The 13,630-nt window shown below is 63.4% G+C and carries 13 protein-coding genes and 1 pseudogene; 5 read left to right on the plus strand and 9 right to left on the minus strand.

The window, feature by feature from the left end:
• The 3 genes and pseudogenes from Q0602_RS02305 to Q0602_RS02315 all read left to right on the plus strand — a co-directional run.
• Positions 1-497 (plus strand): annotated as a pseudogene (locus Q0602_RS02305) (methionine synthase); the annotation flags it as partial.
• Positions 498-614: 117 nt separating this feature from the next.
• Positions 615-1,091, plus strand: coding sequence for an NYN domain-containing protein (locus tag Q0602_RS02310; RefSeq protein WP_298838317.1), 477 nt, complete (start codon positions 615-617; stop codon positions 1,089-1,091).
• Positions 1,092-1,205: 114 nt separating this feature from the next.
• On the plus strand, positions 1,206-1,658 hold the full coding sequence (locus Q0602_RS02315) for a DUF2846 domain-containing protein (protein WP_298838322.1): 453 nt from the start codon (positions 1,206-1,208) through the stop codon (positions 1,656-1,658).
• A 358-nt stretch (positions 1,659-2,016) separates the two neighbouring features.
• Here Q0602_RS02315 and Q0602_RS02320 read toward each other — a convergent pair whose 3' ends face one another.
• Both Q0602_RS02320 and Q0602_RS02325 read right to left on the minus strand, forming a co-directional pair.
• On the minus strand, positions 2,017-2,514 hold the full coding sequence (locus tag Q0602_RS02320; RefSeq protein WP_110598782.1) for a lipocalin-like domain-containing protein: 498 nt from the start codon (positions 2,512-2,514) through the stop codon (positions 2,017-2,019).
• Positions 2,515-2,552: 38 nt separating this feature from the next.
• Positions 2,553-3,386: an SDR family oxidoreductase gene (locus Q0602_RS02325; protein ID WP_298838334.1), complete on the minus strand. Its 834-nt coding sequence runs from the start codon at positions 3,384-3,386 to the stop codon at positions 2,553-2,555.
• Between the two features lie 94 nt (positions 3,387-3,480).
• Here Q0602_RS02325 and Q0602_RS02330 point away from each other — a divergent pair, with 94 nt between their 5' ends.
• Entirely contained in the window at positions 3,481-4,380 is a 900-nt protein-coding gene (locus Q0602_RS02330; protein WP_298838337.1) for a LysR family transcriptional regulator, read from the plus strand.
• A gap of 221 nt (positions 4,381-4,601) precedes the next feature.
• Here the strand turns inward: Q0602_RS02330 and Q0602_RS02335 are convergent, their stop codons facing one another.
• The 3 genes from Q0602_RS02335 to Q0602_RS02345 are packed head-to-tail and all read right to left on the minus strand — an operon-like array spanning position 4,602 to position 8,130.
• Complete coding sequence (locus Q0602_RS02335) at positions 4,602-5,834, minus strand: nucleoside permease (protein ID WP_298838340.1); 1,233 nt, start codon at positions 5,832-5,834, stop codon at positions 4,602-4,604.
• Positions 5,835-5,863: 29 nt separating this feature from the next.
• Positions 5,864-6,943: a sugar phosphate isomerase/epimerase gene (locus Q0602_RS02340; protein WP_298838344.1), complete on the minus strand. Its 1,080-nt coding sequence runs from the start codon at positions 6,941-6,943 to the stop codon at positions 5,864-5,866.
• The gene (locus tag Q0602_RS02345; protein ID WP_298838347.1) at positions 6,940-8,130 is read right to left on the minus strand and encodes a Gfo/Idh/MocA family oxidoreductase; all 1,191 of its coding nucleotides are present in this window, start codon (positions 8,128-8,130) and stop codon (positions 6,940-6,942) included. The genes Q0602_RS02340 and Q0602_RS02345 overlap by 4 nt, the downstream gene beginning before the upstream one ends.
• Positions 8,131-8,355: 225 nt before the next feature.
• Between Q0602_RS02345 and Q0602_RS02350 the strand changes: the two genes are divergently transcribed.
• Positions 8,356-9,354, plus strand: a complete 999-nt coding sequence (locus Q0602_RS02350; RefSeq protein WP_298838350.1) for a LacI family DNA-binding transcriptional regulator — start codon at positions 8,356-8,358, stop codon at positions 9,352-9,354.
• 194 nt (positions 9,355-9,548) lie between these two features.
• Here Q0602_RS02350 and Q0602_RS02355 read toward each other — a convergent pair whose 3' ends face one another.
• The 4 genes from Q0602_RS02355 to Q0602_RS02370 form a co-directional block, all read right to left on the minus strand.
• Positions 9,549-9,938 carry a GFA family protein gene (locus tag Q0602_RS02355; RefSeq protein ID WP_298838353.1) on the minus strand — a complete coding sequence of 130 codons (390 nt, stop codon included), beginning with the start codon at positions 9,936-9,938 and terminating at the stop codon, positions 9,549-9,551.
• 446 nt (positions 9,939-10,384) lie between these two features.
• Positions 10,385-10,849, minus strand: a complete 465-nt coding sequence (locus Q0602_RS02360) for a GNAT family N-acetyltransferase (protein WP_298838356.1) — start codon at positions 10,847-10,849, stop codon at positions 10,385-10,387.
• A 47-nt stretch (positions 10,850-10,896) separates the two neighbouring features.
• Positions 10,897-12,408 carry a DUF2252 family protein gene (locus tag Q0602_RS02365; RefSeq protein WP_298838359.1) on the minus strand — a complete coding sequence of 504 codons (1,512 nt, stop codon included), beginning with the start codon at positions 12,406-12,408 and terminating at the stop codon, positions 10,897-10,899.
• A 134-nt stretch (positions 12,409-12,542) separates the two neighbouring features.
• The gene (locus Q0602_RS02370) at positions 12,543-13,523 is read right to left on the minus strand and encodes an AraC family transcriptional regulator (protein WP_298838362.1); all 981 of its coding nucleotides are present in this window, start codon (positions 13,521-13,523) and stop codon (positions 12,543-12,545) included.
• Positions 13,524-13,630: the final 107 nt, after the last annotated feature.

Raw genomic sequence — 13,630 nt, forward strand, 5'->3', positions numbered from 1 at the left:
ATGAGCCCGCCTTCAACGTCTTCTTCGACGAGGTGAACGACTGGGGCATCGCCGCTCTGGAGAAAGCCATCGAAGGGGTCGAGTGCGAGACCGGCGTGCATATCTGCTACGGCTACGGCATCAAGGCCAACACCGACTGGAAGAAGACCCTGGGGTCGGAGTGGCGCCAGTACGAAGAGATCTTCCCCAAGCTGCAGGCGTCGAACATCGATATCGTCTCGCTGGAGTGCCAGAACTCCCACGTGCCGATGGAGCTGATCGAGCTGATCCGCGGCAAGAAGGTGATGGTCGGGGCGATCGACGTGGCCACCAACACCATCGAGACGCCGGAAGAGGTCGCCGAGACCTTGCGCAAGGCGCTGCAGTTCGTCGATGCCGACAAGCTCTACCCCTGCACCAACTGCGGCATGACGCCCTTGTCTCGTGAGGTAGCGCAGGGCAAGCTGAAGGCTTTGAGCGCTGGTGCGGCGATCGTGCGTGAGGAGCTCGCCCGCTAGGTTCGGCCCAGCGAGTTCGATGTCGGCGGGCCGGAAACGGCCCGCCGACGCGTTGTGGTTCGCTAGGGTTTGTACGAAAAGGCGCCGGCGCTCGGCCACCCCAGGGAATCCTGCCCCATGACCAGCGTCGCGATCTTCGTCGACACCCAGAACGTCTACTACACCACACGCGACGCCTACGCCAAGCAGTTCGACTATCGCCGGTTCTGGGCGAAAGCGACGGCGGGCCGCGAGGTGCTGACCGCGCGCTGCTACGCCACCGACAAAGGTGACACCAAGCAGCGCGGCTTTCAGAACACCCTGCGCACGATCGGCTTCGAGGTGAAGCTGAAGCCGTTCATCCAGCGCGCGGATGGCTCCGCCAAGGGCGACTGGGACGTGGGCATCACCCTCGATGCCATCGAGTACGCGGCCCAGGCGGATGTGGTGGTGCTGGTCTCCGGCGACGGCGACTTCGACCTGCTGGCGCGCAAGATTCGCGAGGTCCACGGCAAGCGCGTCGAGGTCTACGGCGTGCCCAAGTTCACCGCGCACTCGCTCATCAACGCGGCGAGCCAGTTCATTCCCATCGAGGGCGACCTGCTGCTGGGTTGAGGCGACCACGCGATACTCGGTCTATGAATCGTCTTTGTTAAGGAAATCCCTTCTGCGGTCGATACTTGGTTTGCCGAGACAAATACCAAGAAAAGATTCAAGAAGGGAACATAGATGTATCAAAAAGCGATGTTAGGCGCGCTTATCACCACGACGCTGCTGGCTTCAGGATGTGCTTCGGTGCCCATGGGTTCCAGCGATGAAGATCTTGCACTCAAGCAGTTTTCCGCACCTCCGAAGGGTGAAGCTGGCCTCTACGTCTACCGCGACAGCTTCATGGGTAAGGCACTAAAGAAGTCTATCTCTCTGGATGGCCAACTTCTTGGTGAGACGGCCAATGGCGTCTATTTTTATGAATTGATAGAACCGGGCGAGCACAGCCTGTCAACTGAATCCGAATTCAGTGACAATACGCTCGTCTTTACCGCGAGCGCCGGTGAGAATTACTTCGTTGAGCAGTATATCAAGATGGGCGTGTTCGTTGGCGGGGCAGGTTTCGAAATGAAGAGTAAAGACGAGGGCATGAAGGCTTTGCGGGGGTGCTGCCATTTGGCCGCACCGCAGTAGAGCGTATTCGCTATTCGCTAGGGGAGCCCTGAAAACCAGGGCCTCTCCCTATAAAATGAGTTCATGCCAACGCGTTGCTATTGTCCCAGTTCGTCGAGGTTTTTAGTCCAGACATTGTGGTTGTATAGCACGATAGTGACATGGCGCTTGTTATCAATTTGGTGTTTGTCAGCGATCGTGCGGCACTTCTCGTTGGAGTTTGACTCTATTGGCGGTATATGGGTTTTTCTTTGTATGGGTGTGGCAAGAAGCTCGCTTTCATCAACGACTCGACTTCATCGGCCCCCGGTCGTCCTACTTCGCCTCTGGTTATCATCGAAGGGTTCGTGCTCCCCGTTCTTTACTCGACGCGCTGCCATTACTCGACGCGCCGCCATTCGATCTGGATCTGGGTCCCCTCGGGCCGCCGAAACTGTTCGGTCATGCGGTCGCCTGACACGACCAGTGTCAGGTCATTACGCGTCCGGACGCTGCCGACCCAGTTAGGGAATGTCGAACCCAGGACGCGGTTCCCGCTGAATTCTCCGTTGCTGTCGACGGTATAGGTGCCGAAGAAGCCGATGCCGCGTGACATCGCCATGCGGTTCTCTTCATCTGTTCCCCCACCGCGAGCATTGGACGCAAACCGAGGCGTGTCGGCGTCGGTCAGCACCTCCACGAAGTGCATGTCAGGCGTAAAGACGAGGAGACTGTTGGGTTTTTCTCCATAGGCGGGGATATTTCTGCCACCGGGATCGATCGTTGCCGACACCATTTTCCAGGTGCCCAGTACCTGATTGTCAGCGCTGGTCTGCGCAAAGGCGGATGAGGACAAGATTCCGAGAGCGAACGCCAATATGACCGGGCGAATGGACATGTTTTTCTCCTGTTCCTGATGTCTGGGTTGCTGCGATTTCACGACGCCTGCCGGTCGGCAGAGTAGGCGAGCTCCCGCTGCGCCTCTAGGGCCGTCAGACGTGTGGAGAGTGCCTGCGAGATCGACGCATAGGCGGTGCTGCCCAGTGCCAACCGCAAGGGTGGTTTCGTGCTCTCGGCGGCAGAAATGATGGCGTCCACGGTACGCGCCGCATCGCCCTTGATCTCGAAGCTTCCGTCGCCGATTGCGCGACGAACGGCGTCGGCAGGCGTCTGATCGTAGGCCTCCATGGGGGTGGCATAAACGAGATTGGCACCAAAATTGGTAGCGGTCGGCCCCGGCTCGGCGATGATGAAGTCGATACCGAAGGGAGCCACTTCCTGGGCCACTGATTCGACGAAGCCTTCGATACCCCATTTAGTGGCGTGATAGAGGCTGAAGCCCGGATAGGCGATCTGCCCACCTTCTGACGAGATTTGCACGACCCTTCCACCGCCCTGCTGGCGAAGACGGGGTAGAGCGGCACGGATCAAGTGGATGCACCCGGTGAGATTGGTGGCAATCTGCCGCTCGATCTGATCGTTGGTAAGCTCTTCAGCGGCTCCGAACAGGCCGTAGCCGGCATTACTCACCACCACGTCTATCCGACCGTGTCGCTGAAACGCGCCTTCGACGGCCAATGCCGTACTGTCCGGCTGGAGCAGATCTAGCGGAATCACATCCAGGCGCTCACGGTACTGCTGCTCGAGTTCAATTAGCGCCCCTGAGCGTCGTGTCGTTGCGACCACCGTATCGCCTTGGGCCAGCAGTCGCTGGGTCATCTCGAGACCGAGCCCCGAGGAAGCGCCGGTGATAAACCATGTTTTCGTCATTTGATGACTCCCCTGTAGATTTGCAAATGTAAATCAAGAAGATTGGTGTTATAAGATCGTCAATATGGGATGAGGTGGTGAGGAATAATCACGAATGATGCGTCCCAGTCTGAACGATCTGGCCGCCTTCACTGCAGTGGCCAGTCACCTCAGCTTTCGCAGGGCGGCCGACGTCATGGGCGTCTCGCGCTCCGCGCTCAGCCACACGATCATCGGACTCGAGGGCAAACTGGGCGTCCGGCTTTTCAACCGGACCACGCGCAGCGTGTCACTGACCCAGGCTGGCGCCCGGATGCTGGCTCGGCTCCACCCGGTTCTCCGGGATCTCGATCAGGCGCTCGATACCCTCTCCGAGGAGCGCGGCACGCCGACCGGTACGCTGCGGATCAATGCGAACAAAGGCGGTGCCCGTATCCTCCTGCGGGACGTGGTGCCTCCGTTCCTGGAGCGCTATCCCGACGTCGAGCTCGATCTGGTCTCGGAAGGACGTCTCGTCGATGTCGTGGAAAAGGGGTTCGATGCCGGCGTGCGCCTGATGGAAACGATTCCGCAGGACATGGTCGCGGTACGGTTCGGGGCCGACGTGCGCTTCATCGCCGTGGCGGCGCCGTCCTATCTGGAAGGCAGATCAAGGCCGACCACACCCGATGATCTGCATATGCATTGCTGCATCCGCCAACGCCTGCCCAGTGGAAAGCGCTATCGCTGGGAGTTTTCCAGACGGGGCGCCGAGCTGGCGGTGGACGCCCCTGGCAACCTCACTCTCGACGACAATGATCTCCTGGTACAGGCGGCCGCGGACGGGCATGGCATCGCCTATGTCCCCGACCACTTCGCCCAGGCGTACCTGGAATCGGGCCAACTCGTGACCGTCCTCGATGACTGGTGCCCGCCAACGCCGGGACTCGCGCTCTACTATCCGGCCAACCGCCATGTGCCAGCGTCGCTGCGCGCGTTCATCGATATCCTGAAACAGGTGAAGCGGACTCGGTAAGGTGGCCTCAGGGAAGGAACTGCAAGAGAGCGGCTTGAACCGGGTTTCCGCCCCAGTGTGAGAACCGTCCACCAGGCCCGGTAAGAGACGCTGTTGTGATCATTAACCGAGGCGTGCAGGAGGCATCGGCCTCCCGCACCCATGGCCGGGCGACGCCGCTGGTCCAATCGCTGCCCCAAGGTGTCGCCGATCGGCTCGGCACTCCTGTGGCAGCCGATCTCTCAGGTCCGTCCCGTCTCGGTGACCCCCTTGGCGCCATGCTTGTCCTTGAAGGCCACCAGGAAGAGCAGCAGGACGGCAAGGGCGAAGCCTGCAGGAAACAGCCAGATACCCTGCCAGTCGTGGCCATCGGCGGTGGCGTAGTGGTCGGTGACCAGGCCGGCGATCCAGAACCCGATCAGCATGCCGACCCCGTAGGTGGCCAGCGTGATCATGCCCTGGGCGGCGCTCTGGAAGCGTTCGCCGGCGCGTGCATCGGTGTAGATCTGCCCCGAGACGAAGAAGAAGTCGTAGCAGACGCCATGCAGGGCAATGCCGATCAAGAGCAGGTAGACGCCTTCACCGGCATCGCCGACGGCGAAGAGGGCGTAACGCACGGCCCAGGCCAGCATGCCGACGATCAGCGTGATCTTGATGCCGAAGCGGTGGATGAACACCGGCAGCAGCAGCATGAACAGAACTTCCGAGACCTGTCCCAGGGTCATCTTGCCGGTGGGGTTGGCCACGCCGACCTCCGCCAGGAAGGGGTTGGCGTTCTGGTAGTAGAACGCCAGTGGGATGCAGATCAGCACTGAGGCGACAAAGAAGATCGCGTAGTTGCGGTCGTTGAGCAGTTGCAGGGCATCGAGCCCGAGGATCTCCTTCAGTCCGCGCTTGCGGGTGTCCGCCTTGGGCGGCGTGGCTGGCAGGGTGAAGCTGTACAGGCCCAGCGCCAGCGAGGCGATGGCGCACATCAGGAAGGTATTGCGCAGGGCGCCGCCGGCAATGGCCTCGGCGCCGTCCCAGGAGAACAGGTAGCTGATCGCCAGCCCGGCAAGAATCCAGCCGATGGTGCCCCAGACCCGGATCCTGGCGAATTCCTGCGAAGGATCGTTCATCTGGCGGAAGGAGACCGAGTTCACCAGCGCCAGGGTGGGCATGTAGAGGATCATGTAGACCAGAACCAGCGGATAGAAGGTGGCGAAGTCCTGGGAGCGGTAAAGACCGAACATCAGCGCGGCGCCGCCCAGGTGCAGCACGGCGAGGATGCGTTCGGCATTGAAGTAGCGGTCGGCGATCAGGCCGATGATGAAGGGCGCGATGATCGCGCCCCAAGACTGGGTCGAGAAGGCCATGCCGATCTGGCTTCCGCTGGCGTTCAGGTTCTGGGAGAGGAAGGTGCCCAGGGTGACGAACCAGCCGCCCCAGATGAAGAACTGCAGGAACATCATGATGCCGAGTCGTGTGCTGAGCATGGCGAACCCTCGTTATTGTGTGGTGGGTATCAGTCCGTCTCGCCGAGTCCCAGCAGGCGCCGGTTGCGCGCCGGGTCCGAGCCAGTGTCGGCGAAGTCGTCGAAGGCCTTGTCGGCACGCTTGATCAGGTGACTGGCGATGAAGGGCGCGCCCTCGGCGGCGCCCTGGGCGGCGTCCTTGAGACAGCATTCCCATTCGAGTACCGCCCAGCCGTCGTAGCCGTACTGGGTGAGCCGCGAGAAGATACCCTTGAAGTCGACCTGGCCATCGCCCAGCGAGCGGAAGCGCCCGGGGCGATCGACCCAGCCCTGATAGCCGCCGTAGACCCCGCTGCGGGCGCTGGGCGTGAACTCCGCATCCTTGACGTGGAACATGCCGATTCTTTCGTGGTAGCGATCGACGAAGCCCAGGTAGTCGAGCTGCTGCAGCACCATGTGGCTGGGGTCGAAGAGGATCTTCGCCCGGGAGTGGCCGTCCACGGCGTCGAGGAAGCGTTCGAAGGTGGCGCCGTCGTGCAGGTCTTCCCCCGGGTGAATCTCGAAGCACAGGTCGACGCCCTGCTCGTCGAAGACATCGAGGATTGGCCGCCAGCGACGGGCCAGTTCGGCGAAACCCTCCTCGATCAGCCCCGCCGGCCGTTGCGGCCAGGGGTAGACGTAGGGCCACAGCAGGGCACCGGAGAAGGTGCCGTGTGCCGTCAGCCCCAGGCGCCGGCTGGCGCGGGCGGCGAGCTTGAGCTGTTCCTCGGCCCAGTGCCGGCGCGCGTCGGGTTGCCCATGCAGGTGCGCGGGAGCGAAGCCGTCGAACAGTTCATCGAAGGCGGGGTGTACCGCCACCAGTTGGCCTTGCAGGTGGGTGGAAAGCTCGCTGATCGCCACGCCGGCCTCGGCGCAGCGTCCGGTCAGTTCGTCGCAGTAATCCTGGCTGTCGGCGGCGAGTTCGAGATCGATCAGGCGTGGATCGGTCGTCGGCACCTGGACGCCGCGATAGCCGAGCGAGGCGGCCCAGCGGGTTATGGTGTCGAGATCATCGAAAGGCGGGTGGTCGTCGAGGAACTGGGCGAGAAAGAGCGCCGGCCCCTTGATGCCGGTGTCGTGAGTGCCTGTCATGTCGTTGCCTCCGCGTCATGCCTCTGGGAAGTCTCTTCGAGGGGTGTCCACTTGGCGGTGCCGGCCTGGCTCTTCAGCAGGGCCTCGATGAAGGCCATGCCCCGCAACCCCTCGTCCATGCCGGGAACGCCGTCGGCGGCGCCGCGATCGCCGCGCCGGACGGCGTCGGCGAAATCGCGATAGAGGTTGGCCAGGGCCTCCAGATAACCCTCGGGATGGCCTCCTGGCAGGCGCAGCCGCTCTAGGGCTTCCGGCGCCAGGCCGGGCTGGTCGATCCCCGCGCGCAGCACCCGCATGGGCGCGTCGAGGCGCCGGTGGATCAGGGTGTTGGGCTCCATCTGCTGCCACTCCAGCGCGCCGCGATCGCCATACAGGCGGATCTTCAGGGCGTTCTCTTCGCCGGTGCAGACCTGGCTGGCCATCAGGGTGCCGCTGGCGCCTTCGGCGGTGCGGAACAGAGCGTCGCCGTCATCATCGAGACGCCGCTGTTCGCCATGGATGCCGAGGGCGGCGCAGAGCTCGGTGACGTGGTGTCCCGAGATGAACTCGGCGAGACCGAAGGCGTGGGTGCCGATGTCGGCCATGCAGCCGCTGGCACCGGCAATGGCGGGATCGGTGCGCCATCCCGCCTGCTTGTTGCCGGTGCCCTCGAGGTTGGTGCCGAGCCAGCCCTGGGGATATTCGACATGGATCTTGCGCAGGGTGCCGAGCTCGCCATCGCTGACCAGGCGGCGAGCCTGCCAGACCATGGGGTAACCGAGATAGGTGTGGGCGAGGCCATAGAGGCTCTGGCCCGCCTCGAGGGTGGCGGCGAGCCGGCGTGCTTCCGCCAGGGTGGTCGCCGCCGGCTTCTCGCAGAAGATATGGAAACCCGCCTCGAGCGCGGCCTGGCTGATGGGCACGTGCAGATGGTTGGGGGTGACCACGACCAGTACATCCATGCGCTCGTCCTCGGGGAGCTGGCGCTCGCCATCGATCAGCGACTGCCAGTCGGGGTAGAGGCGCCGTGCCGACAGGCCGCAGGCCTCGCCGGTGCGGGCGTTGTTGCCGGGATCGCGGCTGAAGTTGGCGCAGACCAGTTCCAGCTCGCCGTCCAGGGCGGCAGCCAGGCGATGCACCCGGCCGATGAAGGCGCCTTCGCCACCACCGATCATGCCCATTCGCACGCGCCGTCTCGTTGTCGTCATTCGTCCTCCACAGGATGCTCGGCTGGGCCGTCTCGACCAGTCTGATCCTTTTATGTAACCGGTTACATTTGACGGTAAGCTAGTCATCCAAGGGCGGAGTATCAATGCGACCTAGGTCGCAGGGCCTTCGCCGGTGGGGCGATGAGCCCGGAGTGCCGATGCAGTAGACTGGCCCGCGGCATGATGCCGAGATGGTCGACGAGACGAGGAGGTTCACAGCCAGGCATGACCAATATTCGCAAGGTGGCCGAGCTGGCCGGTGTGTCGGTGGCGACGGTATCGCGCACCTTGAAGACGCCCGATATCGTGTCGCCGGCAACGCGCGACAAGGTGCTGGTCGCCGTCGAGCAGGCCGGCTATCGCCCGAATCTCACGGCGGTGCAGTTTCGGTCGCAGCGGACCCGCAATCTGGTGGTGCTGGTGCCGATCATCGCCAATACCTTCTTTGCCCGGGTGATTGGTGGCATCCAGGAAGCGGCGCAGCGGCGGGGGTACGGCATTCTGCTGTGCAACACACTCGGCGATGAACGTACCGAACGGGCCTACGCCGGCCTGGTGTCGACCCGCCAGGCCGATGGCCTCATCCAACTGCGCGCCTATGATCCCTTCACGACATCGCGCGGCAAGGCGCGCCCGCCGATGGTCAACGCCTGTGAAGTGCTCGACGAGGCGCCGTGTCCCACCGTCAAGCTGGACAACCGCGCCGCCGCCCGGGCGGTGACCGAGCATCTGCTGGCACTGGGGCATCGCCGTATCGGCATGATCAAGGGACCGCGCAACAGCCCCTTGACCCGGGATCGTCTGCTGGGCTTCCAGGATGCCCTGGCGGCCGCCGGCCTGATGCCGGACGAGAGCCTGTGGTGTCCCGGCGACTTCACGCCGCCCTCGGGCCATCGGGCGGCGGGTGAGCTGCTGTCGCGAGCCGATCCCCCCACGGCGATCTTCTGCGAGAACGACGAAATGGCCATGGGCGCCATGCGGCGCATCAAGGAGGCGGGTCTTCGGGTGCCAGAGGATATCTCGGTGGCGGGATTCGACGATATCGCCTTCGCTTCCTTCTGCGATCCTCCCCTGACGACCATCGCCCAGCCCGCCGAGGATTTCGGTCGCGAGGCCGTGGCCCTGTTGCTCGACATCATCGATGACCGGGTTGACGCAGCGGATGAGCATCGCATCATGCCCTTCGAACTGGTGATACGAGAGAGCACGGGGCCGGCCGCTTGATCCCGGCGGGGGTGAGACGAGCCAGTTCACCCCCACCAGGGACGAGCTATTACTGGGTCGAGACGTCGCTGCGGAGCGATGTCGCAACCGAAAACCGCCGTGATGCTTGACTGGCCGGGCGCGCGACATCGCGCCACGGCGCAGCCGCTCGTGATGGCTCGAGACCGTTGTGGTCCGGTCGTCGTCCTGCTCGGTTAGGTGTCAGCCCTGGGCAGCGTGCGATCTCGTTCGTGACGCTCCGCGAGTGGAAACGGCGGCAACCAGTGTTCACGCCGAATGGTCCATAGCTCATAGGTCGGCATGAAGCGATCGGGTACATCGAGCGTGCCCAGGTGGACTTCGATCTCGCCATCGCTCATCGAGAAGACCGAAGAGCCGCAGGTGGAGCAAAAGTAGCGTCCCTGATACTCCTGCGGCTCGCCTTCGATGGTCACTGCTTCCGCGAGGTAATTGGCGGCGGCATAGAAGAGCGCGCCGTGATGCTTGCGGCAGTCCATGCAGTGGCAGATGCCGACCCGAAGAGGCTCGCCATGCGCAGTGATTCGGATTTTGCCGCATAGGCAGCCACCAGTTGATGATTTCATGGTCGATTATCCTGATGAATCAGAAACGTTGTCGCCTCTCGGCCCCTGCTTGAATCACCGATGCACCCCGTCCAGGCGTTCGAACGCACTCGGGCGTGGTCCTCGCGGGATATTTACTAGCTCATGATCGTTGGTCAGCCGTCTCCTCATTCGGCGCCTCCCGTGGTGGTTGCAGCGCCGCTTTCTGTTCCGCCCATTGCAGCAGGGCATCCGATGCCGTTCACAGGGCCTGGCCCATTCGGGCAGACGATATTCCACCGTGGGCGGTACCAGCGGGTGGGCCTTGCGGGTCACCATCCCGTTCTCAAGGGCTTTGGTGCAAGGGGGCGTGTGTCTCTCTGGCTCAGACAAGCGATGGTGAACGCGGCCCAGGTCTGCGGCCCGGATGGCTACAGCCTCGAATTCGTCTACAAGAGCTGGCAGCACGAAGGGCGATCGACTCGGTTTCAGCGCAATGCCTTGTGCATGAGGTAGAGATCGCATTGCGGATACTGGACGATGCCAGCGTGCCGCCACCCGTATCTGGCGTAGAGGTTTTGGCTGTCTTTGGTCGTCAGATAAAGCGAGCCTTCGCCTAGGCGCTGTGCCGCGTGTTCCACGGTCTGGATCAACAGCCCCGCAATGCCGTTACCGCGATGATCGGGATGAACGAAAACGGCGGCCAGCCAGGGTCGGAGCTCAGGGCGAAGATCGCAATCGTCATCGAACAAGCTCGCCATGCCGACCGGCCGATCACCGACATGGGCCACGAAAGTGAGCGGGATGTTCTGATCACCGGCGGCTTGCCTGAAACGCTGCAACGTGCTTTCGAGTGTGCGCGTCGAGCCGACGCCCCATTGGCCGTAGGTCCAGGCTGCGCAGGCATCGATGAAGTCTGGGCGATCAACGAGCGAGCTGATCGTCACCGGCATGGAATTATCCAATGCGCACCCCGTTCCGTTGACGGCTGGAGGGCCTTTCACCGGTGCACCCAGTCCAGATGCTCGAACGCGTCCCGGGCGTGGTCCTCGCGGAACATGGCGTGGTCGCGGCGCAGGCGGTCGGCGGCCTCGGTGGCGAATTCCACCATGTCCCCGACGAACAGTGCCGGTGGGCCGATGGCGTTGAGGATAGCGGGCTCGATGTCGTAGTCGAGCTTGCCGGATTCGTCGGAGAGGGCGTGCACGGTGGCGAGCACGCCGCCGCAGATATGGGCGTACGCCTTCCATTCACTCTTGGAGAGGTCGTCGAGGTCGATGTCGTCGCGGAATGGCGCGCGCTCGCGGGATAGATAGCTGTGCCCCTCGAACGTGACGTGGCCGTAGAAAAGATCGCCGCGTATCAGGTGCACGGCCTGGGCATGGCTGACGCGTTCGGCAAGGGAGTCCATCTCGTAGGCGGAGGGCGGTACCAGGCCGGACAGGGCGGAGCGCCGGGCTTGCTTGTACTCGATGATCAGATCGTCCGTGCCGTCGCGCCGGGGGCCTTCGATCAGGACGTAATAGCGGTTGAGACCCAGCGAGGCGGTGCCCTGGCCGAGACGTATCGCCACGTCCTTCACATGCATGCCCTGCTTGTCTCGCCCCTTGGCACGTGCCGGCACCTCGATCTCGTTCTCCTCGACCAGCCGGTCGGTGATCGCCTGGAATTCGTCACGGCGCGACGAGATCGGCACCAGTTTCCTGGTCGGACGGAAGCCGCTGCGCGTCTCGTTCAGGTAGTCGTCGGCGAGCCACTCGGCGCGGTCTTCATCGGCATCCTCGAACAGCTGGCGGATGAGTTTCGGGGCGTTGTCGTGACGCATCTCCTCATCCTGCTCGGTGCCTTCGCGCGCCAGCCGCTCCATCGTCTCGAGATAGCCCTGCACGAAGCGGCGCACGACCTTGAGACGATGCTTGGGCTTGAGCTCGCCCTCGGTTTCGGAAGCGATCATGAAGCCGACCGCGCCGCGTTTGATATCCCAGGTGAAGGGCGCGTAGTAGGCCTCGTCGAAATCGTTGACCGAGAAGATCGGCACGTTGTCCGCGTTGGGCATGACGCCGAAGTTGCCGGGGTGAACGTCGCCGAGGGCGAGTACGGTGGGCATCCAGGCGTCGTCGCCGGCCATGTCGCGGTAGAACAGCAGCGCCGTGCCGCGAAAGAACGAAAACAGTGAGTCGGAGAGCTTGTCGAACTTGGCGCCGGCTTGCTCGCAACCTTCCGCGATGCGTGTCTGGTGATCCTCGCGCAGCGTCTGGCGCACGTGCCGACGACGCTCGAACCCGGTCAGTGCGCGTGGGCGCAGCACGAACTCGCCGGCCGCCACTGCCTCGGCGAGGCGCTTGAAGGTATCGAAACGCGTCGCCACCACCGGGGCGGCGGCCTCCTCGAACGACTGCCGCTCGAGCGCCGCCGCCAGTTCCGCCTTGCTCATCTTCGAGCGCCCCGCGATCTCCTGCTGTCGAGCTCGTTCGTAGAGTGCCTTGCGCGTCGGTTCCGATTCCTGGCTCATGAATCCCCCTGCCTGTCCTGGCGACCGTGATGTCGTTGTCTCCTTGTCCATCAGCATGCACGACTTGAGCGGCCGACGCATGCGTTGGCCGAGGCGGTGCCGGAACGGTCGTGGGTGGCGGCGGCGTTACTGGCTCAATGCGACGAGACGAACGTCGCTGCGGCGTGGGCGGGCGGGATGGCGAACTCCTCCCGCATTCTTCTGGCTTCCGCCATCGGGCTTCTGCCGAAAAGGCGCTTGAACTCGCGACTGAACTGGGACGGGCTTTCGTAGCCGACCTGAGCGCTGGCTGCCGCTGCCGTGATGCCGTTTCTGACCATCAGAAGCCTCGCCTGGTGCAGGCGGGTGGACTTCAGGTACTGCATGGGCGAAGTGTGAGTGACGTCCTTGAAGTGCGCATGGAAGGTGGGAACGCTCATGCCGGCGCTGCGGGCGAGCTGTTCGACGTCGAGATCCGTCGAGTAGGAGGCGTGAATGCAGCGCAGGGCACGTGCCACCTTGCCGAACTGGCCCTGCATGGCCAGCGCCGCCCGCATCGAAGGGCCCTGATCGCCGGTCAGCACGTGGAAGTAGATCTCCCGCACCAGTGACGGACCCAGGATCTCGGCATCGAGCGGCCGGCTCATAGCGTCCAGGAAACGCAGCACCGCATCGCTCAGTCGGCGGTCCATGGGCGTCGACATCATGCCCCGGGGGTTGGCGGGGTCGACACCACCGAGCTGGTCCAGCTGCAGCATCAGGTCGGCGGCGAGCTTGAAGTCGAGATGCATGTAGATCGCGAGCAGCGGTTCCCGCTCGCTGGCGTCGGTTTCCATGGTGAAGGGCACCGGCACCGAAACCGCCAGGTAGTGCTGTTCGTCGTAGAGGTAGACCTGGCCGCCGAAGAATCCCCGCTTGCGGCCCTGGCAGACGATGACGATACCGGGATCGTACAGCACGGGGGTGGAATCCAAGGGGCGGTTCGAACGCAGAAACCGGACGTCCGGCAGTGCCGTCAGGTTGTAGCCCTCATCCGGCGCAAGGGTCTTCAGCAGCGCGACCATCTCCTCCTGCCGGGTCTCGGGCTCGTGGCGATGGTGCAGGGTCGAGGAGGGTATCGGATCGCTACTGCTCATGGGGCCTGGTCCTGTTCTTGAAATCCGTTCTCGACGGGCTCGCCGAAGCGTTTGAATCCGGGTCATCGGGCGTTCGGGCGAGTTTGCCACGCTTTTGTCGGGGTTGA

It is taken from the genome of uncultured Salinicola sp. (assembly GCF_937921195.1).
Classification (GTDB): domain Bacteria; phylum Pseudomonadota; class Gammaproteobacteria; order Pseudomonadales; family Halomonadaceae; genus Salinicola.

What these genes read in the sequence shown, in the direction of transcription:
- Q0602_RS02310 (WP_298838317.1), top strand. Translation starts at nt 615, where the DNA reads ATGACCAGCGTCGCGATCTTCGTCGACACCCAGAACGTCTACTACACC.
- Q0602_RS02315 (WP_298838322.1), top strand. Translation starts at nt 1,206, where the DNA reads ATGTATCAAAAAGCGATGTTAGGCGCGCTTATCACCACGACGCTGCTG.
- Q0602_RS02320 (WP_110598782.1), bottom strand. Translation starts at nt 2,514, where the DNA reads ATGTCCATTCGCCCGGTCATATTGGCGTTCGCTCTCGGAATCTTGTCC.
- Q0602_RS02325 (WP_298838334.1), bottom strand. Translation starts at nt 3,386, where the DNA reads ATGACGAAAACATGGTTTATCACCGGCGCTTCCTCGGGGCTCGGTCTC.
- Q0602_RS02330 (WP_298838337.1), top strand. Translation starts at nt 3,481, where the DNA reads ATGATGCGTCCCAGTCTGAACGATCTGGCCGCCTTCACTGCAGTGGCC.
- Q0602_RS02335 (WP_298838340.1), bottom strand. Translation starts at nt 5,834, where the DNA reads ATGCTCAGCACACGACTCGGCATCATGATGTTCCTGCAGTTCTTCATC.
- Q0602_RS02340 (WP_298838344.1), bottom strand. Translation starts at nt 6,943, where the DNA reads ATGACAGGCACTCACGACACCGGCATCAAGGGGCCGGCGCTCTTTCTC.
- Q0602_RS02345 (WP_298838347.1), bottom strand. Translation starts at nt 8,130, where the DNA reads ATGACGACAACGAGACGGCGCGTGCGAATGGGCATGATCGGTGGTGGC.
- Q0602_RS02350 (WP_298838350.1), top strand. Translation starts at nt 8,356, where the DNA reads ATGACCAATATTCGCAAGGTGGCCGAGCTGGCCGGTGTGTCGGTGGCG.
- Q0602_RS02355 (WP_298838353.1), bottom strand. Translation starts at nt 9,938, where the DNA reads ATGAAATCATCAACTGGTGGCTGCCTATGCGGCAAAATCCGAATCACT.
- Q0602_RS02360 (WP_298838356.1), bottom strand. Translation starts at nt 10,849, where the DNA reads ATGCCGGTGACGATCAGCTCGCTCGTTGATCGCCCAGACTTCATCGAT.
- Q0602_RS02365 (WP_298838359.1), bottom strand. Translation starts at nt 12,408, where the DNA reads ATGAGCCAGGAATCGGAACCGACGCGCAAGGCACTCTACGAACGAGCT.
- Q0602_RS02370 (WP_298838362.1), bottom strand. Translation starts at nt 13,523, where the DNA reads ATGAGCAGTAGCGATCCGATACCCTCCTCGACCCTGCACCATCGCCAC.